The following is a 19,123-nucleotide window of genomic DNA, read 5'->3' on the forward strand; positions in this document are numbered from 1 at the left end:
GGCCTCACGTGTTGCCGGTGACGTAGGGGCCGCGCGGCTTGCGGTCCTCGCGCGCGGGATGCTGCTGCGCCTGGTCGTCCGGATGGTGGATGGTGGCGTTGCTGCCCTCGGGCACGTCGTCCTGGCCGCGCGGCGGCAGCTCGTGCGGGGGCATGGTGTCGGGGGCGGAGGCGGGCTTGCCGGCAGGCTTGTCGGCGGACTTGTCGGAATCGGGCTTGTTCATGGAGACGTCCTTCCCGGCCACTCTAGGAACGCGGCCTTGCCCCGGCTGTAGGACGGTGGCGCATGGGCCGCGGCCGCGCAGCGCGCTTGATGCATGATCCGGGCCCGTGAAATCCTTGCTCTTCAACTCGGTGCTGCTGGCCGGCCTGGTCGGGCCGGCCGCCGCGCAGAAGGCCGCGCCGTTCGAGGACAGCATGGCGCAGCGCACGCTCGCGTGCAGCATCTGCCACGGGGCCCAGGGCCGCGCCGGGCCCGACGGCTACTACCCGCGCATCGCCGGCAAGCCGGCCGGCTACCTCTACAACCAGCTGCTCAATTTCCGCGACGGCCGCCGGCACTACGGGCTGATGACGCGCCTGCTGGACCCGCTGTCCGAGCCCTACCTGCTGGAGGTCTCGCAGCACTTCGCGCGGCTGGACCTGCCCTATGAGCAGCCGCCGGCGTCCAAGGCCCCGCCGGCGGTGCTCGAACGCGGTCGCGTGCTCGCGCTGCAGGGCGAGCCTTCGGCGAATCTGCCTTCGTGCGCCAGCTGCCACGGCGAGGCGCTCACCGGCGTGCAGCCGAACACGCCCGGCCTGCTGGGCCTCTCGCGCGACTACCTGAACGCGCAGCTGGGCGCCTGGCGCACCGGCCAGCGCCGCGCACACGCGCCGGACTGCATGGCGCAGGTGGCGCGCGGCCTCTCGCCCGAGGACCTGACCGCGGTGTCCAGCTGGCTGGCCGCGCAGCCGCTGCCGGCGCAGCCGCGCGCCGTCGAGCGGCTCGCGCAGGCGCCGGCCATCGCCTGCGGCAGCGCCAACCTGCCGGCGGGAAGGCAGCGTCCGTGAAGAGTCTCTTCGCGCTGCTCGGGGTCCTGGTGCTCGGCGCCGCCGCGGGCTGGGGCTGGTGGGTGAACTTCGCCGAGCCGGACGTCGCGGACACCCCGGCGGCGCAGGTCTCCGTGGAGCGCGGGGCCTACCTCGTTCGCGTGGGCAACTGCATGGCCTGCCACACGGGCCGCGGCGGCGAGGCCTGGGCCGGCGGGCGCGCCATCGACACGCCTTTCGGCATCGTCTATTCGAGCAACCTCACGCCCGACCGGCGCACCGGCCTGGGCGACTGGAAGGCCGACGACTTCTGGCGCGCGCTGCACCACGGCCGCTCGCGCGACGGCCGGCTGCTCTACCCGGCCTTCCCCTATCCCAACTACACGGAAGTGACGCGCGCCGACGCCGACGCGATGTTCGCGTACCTGCGCACCGTGCCTGCGGTGCCGCGCGAGAACACGCCGCACGGGCTGCGCTGGCCCTACAGCACGCAGGCCGCGCTGGCCGTCTGGCGCGCGCTGTTTTTCCGGCCCGGCGAGTACGAAGCCGATGCCGAGCGGTCGGCGCAGTGGAACCGCGGCGCCTACCTGGTGCGCGGCCTCGGCCATTGCGCCGCCTGCCACACGGCGCGCAACGCGCTGGGCGCGAGCAGCGACATGATGGATCTGTCGGGTGGCCTGATCCCGATGCAGAACTGGTACGCGCCCTCCCTGGCCTCCGACGCCGAGGCGGGCGTCTCCCGCTGGGCCGTCAAGGACATCGCGCGCCTCTTGCGCGAGGGCGTCAGCGCGCAGGGCACCGTGCTGGGCCCGATGGCCGAGGTGGTGCTGTACAGCACGCAGCACCTGAGCGACTCCGACGCGCTCGCCATGGGCGTGTTCCTGAAGTCGCTGCCGCAGGCCGAACCGGCCGCGGCGCCCGAGGTCCCGCCCGTGAACGAGCTGGTGGCCCGGCGCGGCGCGAAACTCTACGAGCAGCACTGCGCGCAGTGCCACGGCGCCAGGGGCGAAGGCATCGCCGGCGCCTATCCGCCGCTGGCGGGCAACCGCGCCGTGAACCTGGCGGTGACGGCCAACCTGGTGCAGATGGTGCTGGGCGGCGGCTACCCGCCGGCGACGGCGGGCAACCCGCGCCCGTACGGGATGCCGCCCTTCGTGATGCTGCTGAACGACGCGGACGTGGCGGCGGTGCTCACGCACCTGCGCACGTCCTGGGGCAACAATGCCGCGCCGGTCAGCGAACTGGACGTCGCGCGCCAGCGCGGCGGCGCGCGCTGATCCTTCATTTCGCGAAGGGGTTGGCGAAGACGAACATCATCGCCACCCCGACGCCGATCAGGAAGTTGGCGTCGATCAGGCCGGCCAGCAGGAACATCTTGGTCTGCAGCGGTTCCATCATCTCGGGCTGGCGCACCGCGCCCTCGATGAAGCGGCCGCCCATGGTGCCTATGCCCAGGCAGGCGCCGATGGCGCCCAGGCCGATGATGAGCCCGCAGGCCAGTGCGATCAGTCCGGTGTCGGTCATGTGAACCTCCTTCGTTGGGGACGGCTCCATGCTCGCCAACTCAGGGAATGCGGGCAATGACCTGGCAGGTAAGGGCCGCGATCGCCTGCGGTGGCACGCGCCCGGGCGCGATCTCCGCCAGCGGCACCAGCACGAAGGCGCGCTCGTTCATCCGCGGATGGGGCACGGTCAGCCGCGCGCTGGCGATGCGCGCGTCGCCGTAGAGCAGCAGGTCCAGGTCCAGCGTGCGCGGCGCGTTCGGCCAGGGCCTCTCGCGGCCAGCCGCCTGCTCGAGGGCCAGCAGTGCGTCCAGCAGGACCGGCGCCGGCAGCGAGGTGTCGAGCCGCACGACGGCGTTGATGAAGTCGGGGCCGGTGGTTCCCACCGGAGCGGTCCGGTAGAGCGAGGACCGCGCCGTCACCTTCGATCGCGGCAACTGGCCGAGCCGGTCCATCGCGGCGCGGACGGCCTGCTGCGTATCGCCCAGGTTGGCGCCGAGCGCGACGTACGCGGTGACGGGGGCTCTCATCGCTGCCGCTGCACCCACGGCCGCCGTGGGCTCAGTCCGGTCCGCCCGAAGGGTGCGGGCCGGCTTCCCCGGCCGGCGCATGGCCGCCGCCGCCCGTGGGCTTGCGACGGCGGCGTCGGCGCTTCTTGGGGGCGTCCGACGTCCCGCCGTCCTGGGCCGAAGACGACTCGGAGGATCCGGAGGACTCGGACGGCTCCGATGCCGCGGCATTCGCGGGCGGCAGCGGCGCGCCGGCGGCCGGACGCTCGGCCGGCGACGCCTTCTCCTGCGGCTTGACCACGCGCACGCGGCGCGCGCCCTTCTGCTGCTCCTCTCGCACCTGCACGACCAGGTCTTCGCGCACCGCGTCGCTGGCCAGGCTGAACTCCTGCCACCAGTCGGCCAGCACCACGTCGACCTCGCCGGCATCGGCGCGCAGGCGCATGAAGTCGAAGCCGGCACGAAAGCGCGGCTGCTCCACCAGGCTGAAGGGCGTGTTGCCCATGCGCTTCTCGAAGCGCGGCTGCATCATCCAGATCTCGCGCATGTCGGCGCCGAGCTTGCCGCGGCCGGACACGTCGCCGATGCGCGAGTCGAACACGTCGTCGATCGCGCTTTGCAGCGCCGGGAACGGGTGCTCCTTGCGCGCCAGCCGCTGCGCCCAGCCTTCGCGCACGTCCGACCACAGCACGCACGCCAGCAGGAAGCTGGGCGCGACCGGCTTGTCCTCGGCCACGCGCCGGTCGGTGTCCTGCAGCGCCGCGCGCACGAAGGGCTGGTCGCTGCGCTCGACCACCAGGTCCAGCAGCGGGTAGATGCCGGTGGCCAGGCCCAGCGACTTGAGCTGCTCGATGGTGGCGACCGAGTGGCCGGTCTGCAGCAGCTTGAGCATCTCGTCGAACAGGCGGCTCTGCGGCACGTCCGACAGCAGCGACAGTGCGGGCTTGAGCGCCGAGCCGGTCTTGGCCTCCAGCTTGAAGCCCAGCGGGCTGAGCTTGGCGACGAAGCGCACCGCGCGGACGATGCGCACCGGGTCCTCGCGGTAGCGCGTGGCCGGGTCGCCGATCATGCGCAGGGTGAGCTTGCGCGCGTCCTTCATGCCGCCGTGGTAGTCGACCAGGGTGCGCGTCTCCGGGTCGTAGTACATCGCATTGATGGTGAAGTCGCGCCGCGTGGCGTCTTCCTCCTGCGGGCCCCAGACGTTGTCGCGCAGCACCCGGCCGCTGGCGTCCACCGCGTGCTTCATGCCGGCCAGCTCGCTCTTGCTGGTCCTCTCGTTGCCGGCCACGGCCTCGGCCGCGGCGTTGTCCATGTAGGCGCGGAAGGTCGAGACCTCGATCACCTCGTGCTCGCGCCCGCGCCCGTACACCACGTGCACGATGCGAAAGCGCCGGCCGATGATGAAGGCGCGGCGGAACAGGCCCTTGACCTGCTCCGGCGTGGCGTCGGTCGCCACGTCGAAGTCCTTGGGCCGCAGCCCCAGCAGCAGGTCGCGCACCGCGCCGCCCACGATGTAGGCCTGGAAGCCGGCCTCCTTGAGCGTGTGCACCACGTTGAGGGCACGCTCGTCCACCAGGGTGGGGTCGATGGCGTGTTCCTGCGGGCCGATCTCCTGGCGCTTGCCGAATCGCGGCTTGCGGCCCGCGCTGCCGGCGCCCAGCAGGCGGTCGATGAATTTCTTGATCATGGGTGGGAAGCGAACAGGTCCAGTATGCGCCAGCCGCGCTGCAAGGCCACGCGGCGCAGGGTGTCGTCGGCATTGGTGGCCACGGGGTGGTCGCAGTGCTCGAGCAGCGGAAGGTCGTTGGGCGAATCGGAATAGAAGGTGGTTTCCACCCCGGCCCAGTCCAGGCCCCGCGCGGCCAGCCACTGGGCCACGCGCGTGACCTTGCCCGCGCGCAGCGAGGGTTCGCCGTCGATCTCGCCGGTGATCCAGCCCTCGCCGTCGCGGGCCAGCTTCACGGCGATGAGCGCCTCGACGCCGAAGGCGCGCGCGATCGGCTCGGTGACGAACTCGTTGGTGGCGGTGACGATGGCGACGATGTCGCCGGCCCGCTGGTGGCCGCGCACCAGCTCCAGCGCCTCGGGGCGCAGCGCGGGGCCGATCACGTCGCGCATGAAGCGCTCGCGGGCCTGCAGCGAGGCTTCGCGGCCCTTGAGGCGGATCGCCTCGGTGGCGAAGCGCACGTAGGCGTGCACGTCCAGCGTGCCGGCCTTGTAGTGCTCGTAGAACTCGTCGTTGCGGCGCTGGAAGTCCACCGGGTCGGTCCAGCCGATCTCCTGGGTGAACACGCCCCAGCTGTAGTCGGAATCGATCGGCAGCAGGGTGTGGTCCAGGTCGAAAAGCGCGACCTTGGTTTTGGGGGTCACTCGTTCTCCAGCATGGACTTGATGAGCGGGATGGTGATGGCGCGCTGGGTCTGCAGGGCGTAGGCGTCCAGCTGCTCGAGCAGCTGCATCAGGCTGCCCAGGTCGCGCGAGAAGCGGGTGAGCATGAAGTCCATCACCTCGTCGCCCAGGAACACGCCGCGCTCGTCCGCGGCCTGGCGCAGCACCGAGCGGCGCTCCGGCTCGGACAGCTGCTGCAGCTGGTACACGTGGCCCCAGCCCAGGCGCGTGCGCAGGTCCTCGCGCAGCTGCAGGTGGACCGGTGGCAGCAGCCCGGCGGACAGCACGCCACGCTGCAGGGACTGGGCGCTGACGAACCAGCTGAAGGCAGCGTGCTGCTGCACCGCGGTGTACAGGTGAACGTCGTCCAGCAGCACCACGGCCCAGCGCTCGTCGTAGGGCGGCGGCTCCAGCATCGTGGCGTCCAGCCAGCCGGCCGTGGCGCCCTGCTCGCGCAGCGCCTCGCGCACGGCCTTGAGCAGGTGGGTCTTGCCGCTGGCGGCCGGCCCCCACAGGTAGGTGGGCACGGGCGAGCGGGTCGGGCTGCCCACCCACAGCTTCAGGTGCGCGAGCGCCGGCTCGTTGGGGCCGGCGAAGAAGGCGGCCAGGGTCGGCGCGCGCGCCAACCCGATGGGAAGGGGGAGCTGCTTCATCATCCCTGGTACAGCCGGCTGCCCATGTAGCCGTTGCGCACGCGGCGGATCGCCACCAGCAGCACCGCGCTGGCGGGCAGCGCCACCAGCACGCCGAGGAAACCGAAAAGCTGCGCGAAAGCCAGCAGCGCGAAGATCACCGCCAGCGGGTGCAGGCCGATTCGCTCGCCGACGAAACGCGGCGTGATGTAGAAGCCTTCGATCACCTGCCCCGCGCCGTAGACCACCGCCACCATCAACAGCGCCTTGGCCGAAGCGAACTGCAGCAGCCCCGCCAGCAGCGCCATCACCAGGCCGATGCCGAAGCCCAGGTAGGGCACGAACATCGCCAGCCCGGTGAACAGGCCGATCGGCAGCGCCAGGTCGAGCCCGAACAGGCCCAGGCCGGTGGAATAGAAGATGGCCATCGTCATCATCACCAGCAGCTGGCCGCGCAGGTACTGGCCCAGCACCTGGTCCGATTCCTGGGTGAAGGAGTCCACCGCGGGCCGCATGCGCGGGGGCACCAGCTCCAGCACCCGGTGCACGAAGCGGTCCCAGTCCAGCAGCAGGTAGAACAGCGCCACCGGGATCAGCACCACGTTGAACAGCAGCGTGAACACCACGCTGCCGCCGATCTTGAGCGAGGACAGCACGCGCAGCACCGCGTCCTCGTAGTTGGTGTTCAGGTAGCGCAGCACCTGGGACTTGAGGCTTTCCAGGTCCAGCGCGACGTTGATGCCGAACTGCGCCAGCCAGGGCCGCACCTTCTCGTCCAGCCAGCGGAACAGCACCGGCACCTGCTCGCGCATCAGCGGGATCTCCTTGACCAGGATGGGCACCACCAGCAGGAACAGGGAGAACAGCACCAGCACGAAGAGCAGCTCCACCAGCACCACCGAGAACACCCGCGGGACGCGGCCGCGCCCGGCCTCGTCCAGGCGGTCCACCAGGGGCGTGAGCGCGTAGGCCAGCACGGCGCCCACCACGAAGGGGGTGAGCACCGGGCCGAGCGCCCGCAGGGCGAGCAATGCCAGCAAAGCGATGGTCGCCCAGATGGCGGCTCGCTTCTGCGTGGGGGTGAATTGCATGGAGGTGGGGCGTGCGCGGCGGTGGGGGAGGAAGGGGCCGCCGGTAAAATCCTGCAAATTCTATCGGGCGCCCTCGAGCCTCCCGCCCTCCTCCCATGAGCCAGACCCCCCTTTCCTACAAAGACGCCGGCGTCGACATCGATGCCGGCGACGCGCTGGTCGAGCGCATCAAGCCGCTGGCCAAGAAAACGATGCGCGAAGGCGTGCTGGCGGGCATCGGCGGTTTCGGCGCGCTGTTCGAGGTGCCCAAGCGCTACCGCGAGCCGGTGCTGGTGAGCGGCACCGACGGCGTCGGCACCAAGCTGAAGCTGACCTTCGAGTGGGGCATGCACGACACCGTGGGCATCGACCTGGTGGCCATGAGCGTCAACGACGTGCTGGTGCAGGGCGCCGAGCCGCTGTTCTTCCTGGACTACTTCGCCTGCGGCAAGCTCGATGTGGACACCGCCGCCCGCGTGGTGGGCGGCATCGCCCGCGGCTGCGAGCTGTCGGGCTGCGCGCTGATCGGCGGCGAGACCGCCGAGATGCCCGGCATGTACCCGCCGGGCGAGTACGACCTGGCCGGTTTCGCCGTCGGCGCGGTGGAGAAATCCGCCATCCTCACCGGCCGCGAGGTGGCCCCGGGCGACGTGGTGCTGGGGCTGGCCTCCAGCGGCGTGCACTCCAACGGCTTCTCGCTGGTGCGCAAATGCCTGGAGCGCGCGGGCGCCTCCCTGCCGGCCACGCTGGACGGCCAGCCGTTCCGCGAAGCCGTGATGGCCCCCACGCGGCTGTACGTCAAGCCGGTGCTGGCCGCGCTGGCTCAGCACCCGGCCGCGGGCGGCGGCATCAAGGCGCTGGCCCACATCACCGGCGGCGGCCTGCTGGAGAACATCCCGCGCGTGCTGCCCGAGGGCACGGCCGCCCACCTGAAGGCGGGCAGTTGGCCCCGCACCGAGCTGTTCGCCTGGCTGCAGCAGACCGCCGGCATCGCCGACCAGGAGATGAACCGCACCTTCAACAACGGCATCGGCATGGTGGTCGTGGTGGGTGCGCAGCAGGCGCAGGCGGTCGCGGCGACACTGCGCGCGCAGGGTGAATCGGTTCACGAGATCGGCGTGATCGCCGAGCGCGGCGCCGGGGCGCCAGTCGTCATCGCGTAAGCGCGGCCGCGATGGCGGTGCTCGATAACGTCTTCTGGCAGGCGCTGGCGGGCACGCAGCGCGAACTCACGGTCGGCACCGACCACGTCCGGCGCTATTCGGCCGGCCTGCCGCCGCTGCTGGCTTTCGCCGATCCGCAGCGGCCCCGGCTGGAGGAACTGGCGCCCTTCTGCGAACCGGGCGAGCGCTTCTACGCGCCCGACTGGCGCGGCGAGCCGCCGGCCGGCTGGCGGGTGGAACTCGAAGCGACCATGGAGCTGATGGTGTGGAGCGGCGGCGCGCTGCCGGAGGAGCCGCTGGAGGCCGTCACGCTCGGCGCCGGGCACGTGCCGGCGATGGTGGAACTGGCCACCCTGACCCGCCCCGGCCCTTTCGGGCCGCGCAACCTGGAACTGGGCGCCTACCTGGGCTGCTTCGAGCAGGGTCGGCTGGTCGCCATGGCCGGCGAGCGCATGCGCGCCGGCGACTTCCGCGAAGTCAGCGCCATCTGCACGCACCCCGACTTCCAGGGCCGAGGGCTGGCGCGCCGGCTGGTGCAGCGCATGGTGGCCACCCAGCTGCGGCGCGGCGAGACGCCGTTCCTGCACGTGATGAGCAGCAACTCGGGGGCGGTGCACCTTTACAGGCAACTCGGCTTCGCGCCGCACCGCACCTGCGGCGTGCGGGTGGTGGCCCGGACGGCCTGACGCTCCAGCGGCGGGCTTTTCGCCGGTCCGATAACCGGACAGGTCGCGGCTCCTCCTCCCTGGCGGCGGCTTCGGGTAGGTGAACACCCCTACGAAGCTTCGTGACTCTTGTCGTCGGCGCCGGCCCGGCCGCTCGTCAGCATGGCCCCTCCAGCCACTGCTGAAGGGGCCTATGAACCGCACGTACCACCGAGGCTTCACCCTGGTCGAGTTGATGGTCGTGGTCGCGATCATCGGCATCCTGGCCGCGGTGGCCCTGCCCTCGTACCAGGACTACGCCCGGCGAAGCAAGATGGCCGAAGTCGTGCTGGCCGCTTCCGGCTGCCGGACCGCGGTGACCGAGGTGTTCATGACGGGGGATGTCCTCCCCGGCGCCGGGGGGTGGGGCTGCGAATCGTCGACCGCCGTGTCCCGCTATGTCGCGGCCATCGGCGTCAACGGCGCCGGCGCGATCAGCGTCACCGTCGGGACCGGCATCGACCCCCTTCGCGCGGACAACAAGGTCCTGACCTGGGTGCCTTTCGTGGACGCCACGACGCCCATGGCCACCACGGACCGCGGCAAGCGGGTCTTCAGGTGGGTGTGTGGCAGCCCGTCCCTCACGCCGGCCACCACGGTGGACAAGGCGCTTCTTCCCGGATCCTGCCGGGGTTGATCCGCTCTTTGAAGATTGCGCGCCGCCGCCCCGGCGGAACGCCCGGCTAGCCGCTGTTTCGCGCGCGGCGCAGGTCGGCCACGCGGTCCGCGATGGCGTCGATGTCCAGCGAATCCTGGGCGTGGATGAGGTAGGTTTCCAGGTCCAGCACGGCGAGCGCCGCATGGCCCTGTTCGGCGTGCGCCAGGCCGCGGTCGCGGTACTCGGCCCAGGCGTCGGGCAGCAGCACCAGCAGGCGGTCCTGCACGGCGATCAGCCGCTGCCAGTCTTCCTGCGCGCGGTGGATCTCCTTCAGGTTGCGCAGCATGCGCGCGATGATGTCGCGCGGCGGCGCGGCCTGCAGGTACAGGCCCAGCGGCACCTCGAAGTCGTCCACCAGGCCGCTGCGGCGCTTGTACGGCTCCAGGCGCTCGGACAGTTCCTCGCGCGAGAGCGACTGGCCGGTGAACGGGTCGATCACCACCTGGCCCTTGGGCAGGTTGACCTTGACCATGAAGTGGCCCGGGAAGCACACGCCGCGCGCGTGCAGGCCCAGGCCCTGGGCCAGCTCGATCCACAGCACGGCCAGCGAGATCTGGATGCCGCGGCGCGTGCGCAGCACCACGTTGAGGTAGCTGTTGTCCGGATCGCAGTAGTCGTTGACGTTGCCGCCGAACGAGAGGTCGCGAAAGAAGAACTGGTTGAGCGCGCGCAGCCGCTGCAGCGGCGCGGCGTCGGCCGGCAGGCGGCGCTTCAGGCGGGCGAGCAGCTGGTCGACGTCGCCCAGCACCTGCTGCACGTCGAGGTCGGGGTATTCGTCCTGGGCGATGCTGGCGGCGGTTTCCAGCAGGGGGAAATGGTCGTCGTCCTGGACCAGCGAACGGAAGTACTCCAGCGGGGTCGGGACTTCGAAATTCAGCGCCATGGTGTCATCCGTTGTAATGGACGGGCCCCCCAGCGTCAAGGCGAGGCCCGGCGCTGCACTTCAGCGCGTGACAAACTGCCTTAGCTGGACGCCGGCGGCCCAGAGCGCGCCGAAATAGATGCCCGCGGCGGCCGCGAGCAGGCCCGCGAGCAGCGCGACGCGCAGCGACGCCTGCGCACGCATCTCGGTCCACGCGAACTGCGAGCCGGCCCACATCAGGAACACCGCGAGCAGCGCCGTCGCCGCGATCACCTGCAGCAGGAAGCGGCCCCAGCCCGGCGCCGGGCGCCAGCTGCCGCGGCGGCGCAGCCCGACCAGCAGCCAGCCCGCGTTGAGCAGCGCGCCCAGCCCGATCGACAGGGCCAGCCCCGCGTGCTTGAACAGCGGCACCAGCGCCAGGTTCATCAGCTGGGTGAGCACCAGCACGACGATCGCGATGCGCACCGGCGTGCGCATGTCCTGGCTGGCGTAGAAGCCCGGCGCCAGCACCTTGATGCCGACCAGGCCCAGGAGCCCGACGCCGTAGCCGGCCAGCGCCAGCGCGACCTGCAGCACGTCGGCGTCGCGGAACGCGCCGTAGTGGAACAGCGTGGCCACCAGCGGCTGCGCGAACACCATCAGCGCCGCCGAAGCCGGCGCCGCCAGCAGCAGCACCAGCCGCAGGCCCCAATCGAGCATCGCGGAAAACCGCTCGTCGTCGCCGGCGCCACGCGCGGCGGCCAGTTGCGGCATCAGCACCACGCCCAGCGCCACGCCGAGCAGCGCGGTGGGGAATTCCATCAGGCGGTCGGCATAGAACAGCCAGGTCACGCTGCCGGACGCCAGGTGCGAGGCGATCTGCGTGTTGATGAGCAGCGAGATCTGGGCCACGCTCACCCCGAGCAGGGCAGGCCCCATGAGGGAGAGCACGTGGCGCATGCCGGGGTCTTGCCAGGCCGCTCGGATGCGCGAGACGCTGATGCCGATGCGCGGCAGCAAACCGAGCCGCGCCAGCGCCGGCACCTGCACGCCCAGCTGCAGCAGCCCGCCCAGCATCACGCCGCCGGCCATGGCGTAGATCGGCTCGATGCCGCGGTCGCGCAGGTAAGGCGCGCCTAGCCAGGCCGCCAGGATCATGGCGATGTTCAGCAGCACCGGCGTGGCGGCCGGCACCGCGAACCGCCTCCAGGTGTTGAGGATGCCCGCCGACAGCGCCACCAGCGACATGAAGCCGATGTAGGGGAACATCCAGCGGGTCATCAGCACGGCGGCCTCGAAGGCATGCGGGTCCTTGCCCAGGCCGCTGGCCAGGGCCCAGACCAGCACCGGCGCGGCGGTCACGCCGATCACACAGCTGGCCAGCAGCACCCACGCCAGCACGGTCGCCACCGCGTCGATCAGGTGGCGGGTCGCCTCCTCGCCCTGCTGCGCCTTGGTGTGCGCCAGCGAGGGCACGAAGGCCTGGCTGAACGCGCCCTCGGCGAAGAGCCGGCGGAACAGGTTGGGGATGCGGAAGGCGACGTTGAAGGCGTCGGTCACGGCGCTGGCGCCGAAGAACGCGGCCATCAGCAGGTCGCGCAGGAGGCCTGTCACGCGTGAGGCCAGGGTCAGCAGCGAAACGGTGGAGGCGGCTTTGAACAGGCTCACCGGCTCGAGTGTAGCTGCCGGGTTGGAGGCAAGTGGGCACTTAGCTTACAATGGAGGGCTTTGCTGGCAACATCCTCAGACACCGAAGGAATCACACCATGGCATCAGCCAAACCCAAGAAGAAGAACCCGCGCCTGGCGTCGGGCCGCAAGCGCGCCCGCCAGGACGTCAAACTCAACGCCGCGAACACCTCGCTGCGCTCCAAGTACCGCACCGCGGTGAAGAACGTGGAGAAGGCCGTCGCCGCCGGCGACAAGGCCAAGGCCACCGACCTCTTCGCCAAGGCCCAGAGCATCGTCGACATCGTCGCCGACAAGGGCATCTTCCACAAGAACAAGGCTGCTCGCGACAAGAGCCGCCTGTCCGCCAAGGTCAAGGCCCTGGCTGCCCCCCAAGCCGCCGCCTGAGCTTCATCAGGTGACCCGCCCGGGCTTCGCAGCGAAGCCCGCCGTTTGAACCGGGTGCGCTGCCAGCAAAGCAAAAAGCCGTCGAAAGACGGCTTTTTTGCATTGTGGGCTGGTGCGGGAAAAACCGCGCTCCGTCATTCCCGCGGAGGCGGGAATCCAGAGCTTGCGCCTTCAGTCCCCGTCCCGATCTCCCGCTCCTCGACCTTCAGGTCGTTGTCCCGCGCGAAGTTCATGACGAAGTCCCAGGCCATCGGATCGTGCGCCCGCAGGTCGCTGTGGACCACGATGGTCTTGACGCCTTCCATCACGCGCGGCACGCACCACGGCGAATAGCTCAGGTGGCTGCCGGGCGTCGCGCCGCCGGGGCGGAACGCGCTCATCACCCCGGCCAGGCGTTCGGCCCAGTCGCTGGGCCGGAAGGTGCGGCCGTCCCGGGTGATGCCCTGGATGAAGACTTCTTTGGCGCGGGGAGAGACCATTCGGAGAGTGGCGGCAAGGGTGCGCGCAGCCGGGGATCGCCCTTGCTGCAACGCACAAGTATTCTATCTTATATAAGACTTGAAGCCTGGGTTCCAAGGCCCTGGCACGGGGCGGCGCCGTGCATGGCTGTGATGCGGAATCGGCAACCGGCGCGCCCGGCCCCTGTGCCTAAAATCGGGCCTCAACGGCTCACGCGTTGAGCCGATTTTCATTTCTGGAGAGTCTTCATGTCCCTGATCGAGGCGGCTTCGCCCCACACGATGAACACCTACGGCCGCGTGCCGATCGCGTTGTCGCATGGGCAGGGCTCGCGAGTCTGGGACGTCAACGGCAAGGCCTACCTGGACGCGCTGGCCGGTATCGCCGTGAACACGCTGGGCCACAACCACCCCAAGCTCGTCCCGGCCCTGCAGGACCAGCTGGCCAAGATCATCCACAGCAGCAACTACTACCACGTGCCCAACCAGGAGCGGCTCGCGGCCAAGCTGACCGAGCTGTCGGGCCTGACGAACGCGTTCTTCTGCTGCACCGGGCTGGAGGCCAACGAAGCGGCGATCAAGCTGGCGCGCAAGTTCGGCCATGACAAGGGCATCGAGCGGCCGCAGATCGTGGTCTACGAGAAAGCCTTCCACGGCCGCAGCATCGCCACCCTGTCGGCCACCGGCAACGAGAAGGTGCAGAAGGGCTTCGGCCCGCTGGTCGAAGGCTTCATCCGCGTGCCGCTCAACGACATCGACGCGCTCAAGGCCGCGACCGAGGGCAACCCCGCCGTGGTGGCCGTGTTCTTCGAGACCATCCAGGGCGAAGGCGGCATCAACCCGATGCGCGTGGACTACCTCAAGCAGGTGCGCCAGCTGTGCGACCAGCGCGGCTGGCTGCTGATGATCGACGAGGTGCAGTGCGGCATGGGCCGCACCGGCAAGTGGTTCGCGCACCAGTGGGCCGGCATCGTGCCGGACGTGATGCCGCTGGCCAAGGGCCTGGGCTCGGGCGTGCCGGTGGGCGCGGTGGTCGCCGGCCCCAAGGCCGCCAACATCTTCCAGCCGGGCAACCACGGCACGACCTTCGGCGGCAACCCGCTCGCGATGCGCGCCGGCGTCGAGACCATCCGCATCATGGAAGAGGACGGCCTGCTGGAGAACGCGGCCTCCGTGGGCGACTACCTCCGCGCCGCGCTGACCAGCGAACTTGGCAGCCTGAAGGGCTTCAAGGAAATCCGCGGCCAGGGCCTGATGCTCGGCATGGAGCTGGACAAGCCCTGCGGCGCGCTGGTCAACCGTGCCGCCGAGGCGGGCCTGCTCATCAGCGTGACGGCCGACACGGTGGTGCGCCTGCTGCCGCCGCTGATCTTCACCCGCGCCGATGCGGACGAGTGCGTCGGCATCCTGGCGCCGCTGGTCAAGGCGTTCCTCGCGGAATGACCATACCGACCATGCCGCTCCAGCACTACCTGCAGTTCAGCGACCTGACGGCCGATGACTACGCCTGGCTGTTCGAGCGCGCGGCGATCATCAAGCGCAAGTTCAAGGCCTACGAGAAGTACCACCCGCTGGCCGACCGGACGCTGGCCATGATCTTCGAGAAGGCGTCCACGCGCACGCGCGTGAGCTTCGAGGCCGGCATGTACCAGCTGGGCGGGAGCGTCGTGCACCTGACCACGGGCGACAGCCAGCTCGGGCGGGCCGAGCCGATCGAGGACAGCGCCAAGGTGATCAGCCGCATGGTGGACCTGGTGATGATCCGCACCTTCGGGCAGGACAAGATCGAGCGCTTCGCCGAGCACTCGCGCGTGCCGGTCATCAACGGCCTGACCAACGAGTTCCACCCCTGCCAGATCCTGGCGGACATCTTCACCTTCCTGGAGCACCGGGGCCTGAATGCGGAGGGCATGCCGGACCCGGCACGCCTGGCGGGCAAGACGGTGGCGTGGGTGGGCGACGGCAACAACATGGCCAACACCTGGCTGCAGGCGGCCGACCTGCTGGGCTTCACCGTCCACCTGTCCACGCCCAGCGGCTACGAGGTCGACCAGGCCGTCGCCGGCGTGCGCAGCCGCGAGAGCTACAAGGTGTTCAAGGACCCGATGGACGCCTGCCGCGGCGCCGACCTGGTCACCACCGACGTGTGGACCAGCATGGGCTACGAGTCCGAGAACGAGGAGCGCCGCAAGGCCTTCGCCGACTGGTGCGTGGACGAGGACATGATGAAGGCCGCCAGGCCGGACGCCCTGTTCATGCACTGCCTGCCTGCGCACCGCGGCGAGGAGGTCGCCGCCGAGGTGATCGACGGGCCGCAGTCGGTGGTGTGGGACGAGGCGGAGAACCGGATGCATGTGCAGAAGGCGCTGATGGAGTATTTGTTGTTGGGGCGCGTGTCTAGCTGAGGTTTCTCATGTTGCCGCTTGGGCAGTGCGCCCGCGCGGCAGGCGGTGCCTGGCACGGCGGGGGAAATCGCGGCACGAGAGTCCCTGGACCCTGCCAGCGACCCCCCACCGCCCCCAGCGGCCTCACTGCGCCGCAGGCACCGCCCCCAACGTCAACAACCCCATCTTCACCAGCCTCGACTCGATCGCCCACCGCGTCCTCCCCAGCGCCGCGGCCAGGTCCTTCGTGGGCGTCCCCGCCTGGAAGCCCAGGCGCAGCTGCTCCTCGTCGTCCCCACTCCACGCCTTGCCGGTGTTCGGCGGCGGATTCGCCTTGGCGCGACGAGGCTTGCCGGCGCGGCCCTCGAGCGCTTGCGCCGCGACGTTCAACGCATCGACGACGGTGGATTCGCTATACGGGCTGTCCTCCGCCATCACCTCGCCGGTGAGCGGATGGATGCCCCGGGCCAAGGTCCCGATAATCTTGCGCGCAGTCTGAAGTTCCATGATGCCTCCCTTTGAAGATAGGCTGTATTTCCATACAGCACAGCCGCAACGGCCCGGCCGCGCGCGGCGTTGACAGCATGTCCGAGCCCCACCCGTGCCTCGGCTGCGGCGCCTGCTGCGCCGCCTTCCGCGTCGACTTTTCCCTCCACGAACTGGATGAGATGGGCGGCACCGTCCCCGCCGGGCTGGCGGTCGAGGTCACCGGCAGCACCTGGCGCATGCGCGGCACCGACCACCTGCCCACGCGCTGCGCCGCGCTGACGGGCAAGGTCGGCGAGAAAGCCGCTTGCGGCATCTACGAATGGCGGCCCAATCCCTGCCGCGAACTCGAAGCCGGCAGCGACGCCTGCACCCGGGCCCGCGCGCGCCACAACCTGCGGCCGCTGCAGGGCTTCTGACCCCCTCCGCAAAATCCGCCGCCTGTTGGCATTAACCGACACCACGCGGTTTTCGGGCGGTCCACACTCCGCCGCATGCAACGCCTCTGGGACATCTCTCCCCCGGTCGACGCGCGTTCCCCCGTGTTCCCCGGCGACACCGCCTACCGCCAGGAATGGGCCGCGCAGATCGCGCCCGGCTGCCCGGTCAACGTGAGCAGCCTCACCCTGTCGCCGCACATCGGCGCCCACGCCGATGCGCCGCTGCACTACGACCCGGCGGGGACTTCGGTGGGCCACCTGGACCTCGAGCCCTACCTCGGCCGCTGCCGCGTGATCCACGCGATCGGCAAGCGCCCGCTGGTCGAGTGGCAAGACCTGGCGCACGCGGTCGGCGACCTGCCACCGCGCGTGCTGGTGCGCACCTACCAGCGCGTGCCGCTGGACCGCTTCGACCCCGACCTCGCGGCCTTCGCGCCCGAGACCATCGAGCGGCTCGCCGACGCCGGCGTGCGGCTGGTCGGTATCGACACCGCCAGCATCGACCCGGCCGACAGCAAGGCGCTGGCCAGCCACCAGGTGATCCGCCGCCGCGACCTGCGCGTGCTGGAGAACCTGGTGCTCGACGACGTCCCCGAAGGCGATTACGAGCTGATCGCCCTGCCCCTGAAACTGATGACGGCCGACGCGTCCCCGGTGCGCGCGGTCCTGCGACGCCCATGACGACCACCCTGCAAGACTGCCGCGCGCTGGATGCGCGCGATCCCCTGCGCAAGCTGCGCGACCTCTTCGTGCTGCCCGAAGGCGTGATCTACCTGGATGGCAATTCGCTGGGCGCCATGCCCAAGTCGGCCGCGGCGCGCGTGGCGGCTGCCGTGGAACAGGAATGGGGCCAGGGCCTGATCCGCTCGTGGAACACCGCCGGCTGGTTCGAGATGCCGCGCCGCATCGGCGATCGCATCGCCACCTGGATCGGTGCGCAGGAAGGCGAAGTGGTCGCCACCGACACCACCTCCATCAACCTGTTCAAGGTGCTGAGCGCCGCCGCCCGCATCGCGTCCACCGACGCGCCCGGCCGCAAGGTGGTGCTCAGCGAGCGCAGCAACTTCCCCACCGACCTCTACATCGCGCAGGCGCTGTGCGAGGAGCGCGGCTGGTCGCTGCGGCTGGTGGAGGCGGGGCAGCTCGAAGCCGAGCTGCGGTCCGGCGAAGTCGCGGTGCTGATGCTCACCCACGTGAACTACCGCACCGGCGCCATGCACGACATGGCGGCCCTCACCGCCCTCGCCCACCGGCACGGCACGCTGGCCGTCTGGGACCTGGCGCACAGCGCGGGCGCGGTGCCTGTCGACCTGCGAGCGGCCGACGCCGACTTCGCGATCGGCTGCGGCTACAAGTACCTCAACGGCGGCCCCGGCGCGCCCGCCTTCGCGTGGGTCCACCCGCGCCACGCCGATCGCTTCTGGCAACCGCTGGCCGGCTGGTGGGGCCACGCGGCGCCCTTCGAGTTCACGCCCGAATACCGGCCCGCGCCCGGCATCGCACGCTACCTGTGCGGCACCCAGCCGGTGCTGAGCATGGTGGCGCTCGACTGCGGGCTCGACACGCTGGAGGCGGCGCGCCCGCTGGGCGGCATGGCCGCGCTGCGGGCCAAGTCGCTGGCGCTCACCGACCTCTTCATCACGCTGGTGGAACAGCGCTGCGAAGGCCAGGGCCTTTCGCTCGTCACGCCGCGTGAACACCCCCAGCGCGGCTCGCAGGTGTGCCTGGCCCGGGCGGAAGGCGCCTACGCCATCGTGCAGGCCCTGATCGCGCGCGGCGTGATCGGCGACTTCCGCGCGCCGGACATCCTGCGCTTCGGCTTCACGCCGCTGTACCTGGAGTACGAGGACGTGTGGAAGGCGGTCGAGCACCTGCGCCAGGTGCTGGAGTCGGGCGAATGGCGCCGGCCGGAATTCAATCGCGCACAGGCGGTGACATGAGCGAACCCACCAAGCCCGAAGACATCGTGCACGCCGAGGGCGCGCAGCTGGATTTCAGCCGCTCGATGAGCTACGGCGACTACCTGCAGCTGGACAAGATCCTCAGCGCCCAGCAGCCGCGCTCACCCGACCACAACGAGCTGCTGTTCATCATCCAGCACCAGACCAGCGAGCTGTGGATGAAGCTGATGCTGCACGAGCTGAACGCCGCCATCGCCTGCGTGGCGCGCGACGAGCTGGGCAGCGCGTTCAAGATGCTGGCGCGGGTGTCGCGCATCATGGAGCAGCTGGTCCACGCCTGGGACGTGCTGGCCACCATGACGCCGCCGGAGTACAGCGCGATCCGCCCCTACCTGGCCAACTCCAGCGGTTTCCAGAGCGCGCAGTACCGCTGCATCGAGTTCGCGCTGGGCAACAAGAACGCCGCCATGCTCAAGCCGCACGAGCACCGGCCCGACCTGCTGGCCCGGGTGCGCACGGCGTACGAGTCGCCGTCGCTGTACGACGAGTCGCTGCGCCTGCTGGCCCGCCGCGGCCTGCCGGTGCCGGCGGAGTACGTCGAGCGCGACTGGACCCAGCCCTACGTGGAGAGCACGCAGGTGGAGCAGGCCTGGCTGCAGGTCTACCGCGACACCGGTCGCTGGTGGGACCTGTACCAGCTGGGCGAGGAGCTCACCGACCTGGAGGACGCTTTCCGCCTCTGGCGTTTCCGCCACGTGACCACGGTGGAACGGGTGATCGGCTTCAAGCGCGGCACCGGCGGCACCGGCGGCGTGTCCTACCTGCGCAAGATGCTCGACGTGGTGCTGTTCCCGGAGATCTGGCGCCTGCGGACGGACCTCTGA

At 70.4% G+C, this 19,123-nt stretch carries 23 protein-coding genes; 12 read left to right on the forward strand and 11 right to left on the reverse strand.

What is annotated here, in order from left to right; genetic code table 11:
- Window positions 1-4: 4 nt before the first annotated feature.
- Window positions 5-223: a hypothetical protein gene (locus ASG30_RS18730; protein ID WP_055900383.1), complete on the reverse strand. Its 219-nt coding sequence runs from the start codon at window positions 221-223 to the stop codon at window positions 5-7.
- Between the two features lie 106 nt (window positions 224-329).
- Between ASG30_RS18730 and ASG30_RS18735 the strand changes: the two genes are divergently transcribed.
- Window positions 330-1,049 carry a c-type cytochrome gene (locus ASG30_RS18735; RefSeq protein WP_055900388.1) on the forward strand — a complete coding sequence of 240 codons (720 nt, stop codon included), beginning with the start codon at window positions 330-332 and terminating at the stop codon, window positions 1,047-1,049.
- The gene (locus ASG30_RS18740; RefSeq protein WP_055900391.1) at window positions 1,046-2,305 is read left to right on the forward strand and encodes a cytochrome c; all 1,260 of its coding nucleotides are present in this window, start codon (window positions 1,046-1,048) and stop codon (window positions 2,303-2,305) included. Before ASG30_RS18735 ends, ASG30_RS18740 begins: the two co-directional genes overlap by 4 nt.
- 4 nt (window positions 2,306-2,309) lie before the next feature.
- Here ASG30_RS18740 and atpE read toward each other — a convergent pair whose 3' ends face one another.
- From atpE to ASG30_RS18770, 6 genes are read right to left on the reverse strand one after another with little or no spacing between them, the layout of a single operon-like run.
- Complete coding sequence (atpE, locus tag ASG30_RS18745) at window positions 2,310-2,552, reverse strand: F0F1 ATP synthase subunit C (protein ID WP_055900394.1); 243 nt, start codon at window positions 2,550-2,552, stop codon at window positions 2,310-2,312.
- A gap of 40 nt (window positions 2,553-2,592) precedes the next feature.
- Window positions 2,593-3,060 (reverse strand): 2-amino-4-hydroxy-6-hydroxymethyldihydropteridine diphosphokinase, encoded by a 468-nt coding sequence (folK, locus tag ASG30_RS18750; protein ID WP_055900397.1) that lies wholly within the window; start codon window positions 3,058-3,060, stop codon window positions 2,593-2,595.
- 31 nt (window positions 3,061-3,091) lie between these two features.
- Window positions 3,092-4,726 carry a polynucleotide adenylyltransferase PcnB gene (gene pcnB / locus ASG30_RS18755; RefSeq protein WP_055900399.1) on the reverse strand — a complete coding sequence of 545 codons (1,635 nt, stop codon included), beginning with the start codon at window positions 4,724-4,726 and terminating at the stop codon, window positions 3,092-3,094.
- Entirely contained in the window at window positions 4,723-5,409 is a 687-nt protein-coding gene (locus ASG30_RS18760) for an HAD family hydrolase (protein WP_055900402.1), read from the reverse strand. The genes pcnB and ASG30_RS18760 overlap by 4 nt, the downstream gene beginning before the upstream one ends.
- The gene (gene hda / locus ASG30_RS18765; protein WP_055900406.1) at window positions 5,406-6,080 is read right to left on the reverse strand and encodes a DnaA regulatory inactivator Hda; all 675 of its coding nucleotides are present in this window, start codon (window positions 6,078-6,080) and stop codon (window positions 5,406-5,408) included. Before hda ends, ASG30_RS18760 begins: the two co-directional genes overlap by 4 nt.
- The gene (locus tag ASG30_RS18770; RefSeq protein WP_055900409.1) at window positions 6,080-7,150 is read right to left on the reverse strand and encodes an AI-2E family transporter; all 1,071 of its coding nucleotides are present in this window, start codon (window positions 7,148-7,150) and stop codon (window positions 6,080-6,082) included. The genes hda and ASG30_RS18770 overlap by 1 nt, the downstream gene beginning before the upstream one ends.
- Before the next feature lie 95 nt (window positions 7,151-7,245).
- Here ASG30_RS18770 and purM point away from each other — a divergent pair, with 95 nt between their 5' ends.
- The 3 genes from purM (at window position 7,246) to ASG30_RS18785 (ending at window position 9,633) form a co-directional block, all read left to right on the forward strand.
- Window positions 7,246-8,292 carry a phosphoribosylformylglycinamidine cyclo-ligase gene (gene purM / locus ASG30_RS18775; RefSeq protein WP_055900412.1) on the forward strand — a complete coding sequence of 349 codons (1,047 nt, stop codon included), beginning with the start codon at window positions 7,246-7,248 and terminating at the stop codon, window positions 8,290-8,292.
- A gap of 11 nt (window positions 8,293-8,303) precedes the next feature.
- Window positions 8,304-8,978, forward strand: coding sequence for a GNAT family N-acetyltransferase (locus tag ASG30_RS18780; protein WP_055900415.1), 675 nt, complete (start codon window positions 8,304-8,306; stop codon window positions 8,976-8,978).
- A gap of 172 nt (window positions 8,979-9,150) precedes the next feature.
- Entirely contained in the window at window positions 9,151-9,633 is a 483-nt protein-coding gene (locus tag ASG30_RS18785) for a pilin (RefSeq protein ID WP_055900417.1), read from the forward strand.
- A 46-nt stretch (window positions 9,634-9,679) separates the two neighbouring features.
- Here ASG30_RS18785 and ASG30_RS18790 read toward each other — a convergent pair whose 3' ends face one another.
- Both ASG30_RS18790 and murJ read right to left on the reverse strand, forming a co-directional pair.
- Window positions 9,680-10,537: a SirB1 family protein gene (locus ASG30_RS18790; protein ID WP_055900420.1), complete on the reverse strand. Its 858-nt coding sequence runs from the start codon at window positions 10,535-10,537 to the stop codon at window positions 9,680-9,682.
- A 60-nt stretch (window positions 10,538-10,597) separates the two neighbouring features.
- Complete coding sequence (murJ, locus tag ASG30_RS18795) at window positions 10,598-12,163, reverse strand: murein biosynthesis integral membrane protein MurJ (protein WP_055900423.1); 1,566 nt, start codon at window positions 12,161-12,163, stop codon at window positions 10,598-10,600.
- A gap of 98 nt (window positions 12,164-12,261) precedes the next feature.
- Here murJ and rpsT point away from each other — a divergent pair, with 98 nt between their 5' ends.
- Window positions 12,262-12,570, forward strand: coding sequence for a 30S ribosomal protein S20 (gene rpsT / locus ASG30_RS18800; protein ID WP_055900426.1), 309 nt, complete (start codon window positions 12,262-12,264; stop codon window positions 12,568-12,570).
- A 134-nt stretch (window positions 12,571-12,704) separates the two neighbouring features.
- On the opposite strand, the gene ASG30_RS18805 is transcribed toward rpsT, so the two are convergent.
- Window positions 12,705-13,049 carry a DUF3579 domain-containing protein gene (locus ASG30_RS18805; protein WP_055900429.1) on the reverse strand — a complete coding sequence of 115 codons (345 nt, stop codon included), beginning with the start codon at window positions 13,047-13,049 and terminating at the stop codon, window positions 12,705-12,707.
- 228 nt (window positions 13,050-13,277) lie between these two features.
- Here ASG30_RS18805 and ASG30_RS18810 point away from each other — a divergent pair, with 228 nt between their 5' ends.
- Together ASG30_RS18810 and argF are read left to right on the forward strand one after the other, a co-directional pair.
- Window positions 13,278-14,471 carry an aspartate aminotransferase family protein gene (locus ASG30_RS18810; protein ID WP_055900432.1) on the forward strand — a complete coding sequence of 398 codons (1,194 nt, stop codon included), beginning with the start codon at window positions 13,278-13,280 and terminating at the stop codon, window positions 14,469-14,471.
- Window positions 14,472-14,482: 11 nt separating this feature from the next.
- Window positions 14,483-15,433 carry an ornithine carbamoyltransferase gene (argF, locus tag ASG30_RS18815; protein WP_235579842.1) on the forward strand — a complete coding sequence of 317 codons (951 nt, stop codon included), beginning with the start codon at window positions 14,483-14,485 and terminating at the stop codon, window positions 15,431-15,433.
- 123 nt (window positions 15,434-15,556) lie between these two features.
- On the opposite strand, the gene ASG30_RS18820 is transcribed toward argF, so the two are convergent.
- Entirely contained in the window at window positions 15,557-15,919 is a 363-nt protein-coding gene (locus ASG30_RS18820) for a hypothetical protein (RefSeq protein ID WP_055900438.1), read from the reverse strand.
- Window positions 15,920-15,996: 77 nt separating this feature from the next.
- Between ASG30_RS18820 and ASG30_RS18825 the strand changes: the two genes are divergently transcribed.
- The 4 genes from ASG30_RS18825 to kynA all read left to right on the forward strand — a co-directional run bounded on the left by ASG30_RS18825 (window position 15,997) and on the right by kynA (window position 19,123).
- Window positions 15,997-16,317 carry a YkgJ family cysteine cluster protein gene (locus tag ASG30_RS18825; RefSeq protein WP_055900441.1) on the forward strand — a complete coding sequence of 107 codons (321 nt, stop codon included), beginning with the start codon at window positions 15,997-15,999 and terminating at the stop codon, window positions 16,315-16,317.
- 75 nt (window positions 16,318-16,392) lie between these two features.
- Complete coding sequence (gene kynB, locus ASG30_RS18830; protein WP_055900444.1) at window positions 16,393-17,019, forward strand: arylformamidase; 627 nt, start codon at window positions 16,393-16,395, stop codon at window positions 17,017-17,019.
- Window positions 17,016-18,278 carry a kynureninase gene (gene kynU / locus ASG30_RS18835; protein ID WP_055900446.1) on the forward strand — a complete coding sequence of 421 codons (1,263 nt, stop codon included), beginning with the start codon at window positions 17,016-17,018 and terminating at the stop codon, window positions 18,276-18,278. Before kynB ends, kynU begins: the two co-directional genes overlap by 4 nt.
- Window positions 18,275-19,123 carry a tryptophan 2,3-dioxygenase gene (kynA, locus tag ASG30_RS18840; protein WP_200947330.1) on the forward strand — a complete coding sequence of 283 codons (849 nt, stop codon included), beginning with the start codon at window positions 18,275-18,277 and terminating at the stop codon, window positions 19,121-19,123. Before kynU ends, kynA begins: the two co-directional genes overlap by 4 nt.

It is taken from the genome of Ramlibacter sp. Leaf400 (genome assembly GCF_001424545.1).
Classification (GTDB): domain Bacteria; phylum Pseudomonadota; class Gammaproteobacteria; order Burkholderiales; family Burkholderiaceae_C; genus Ramlibacter.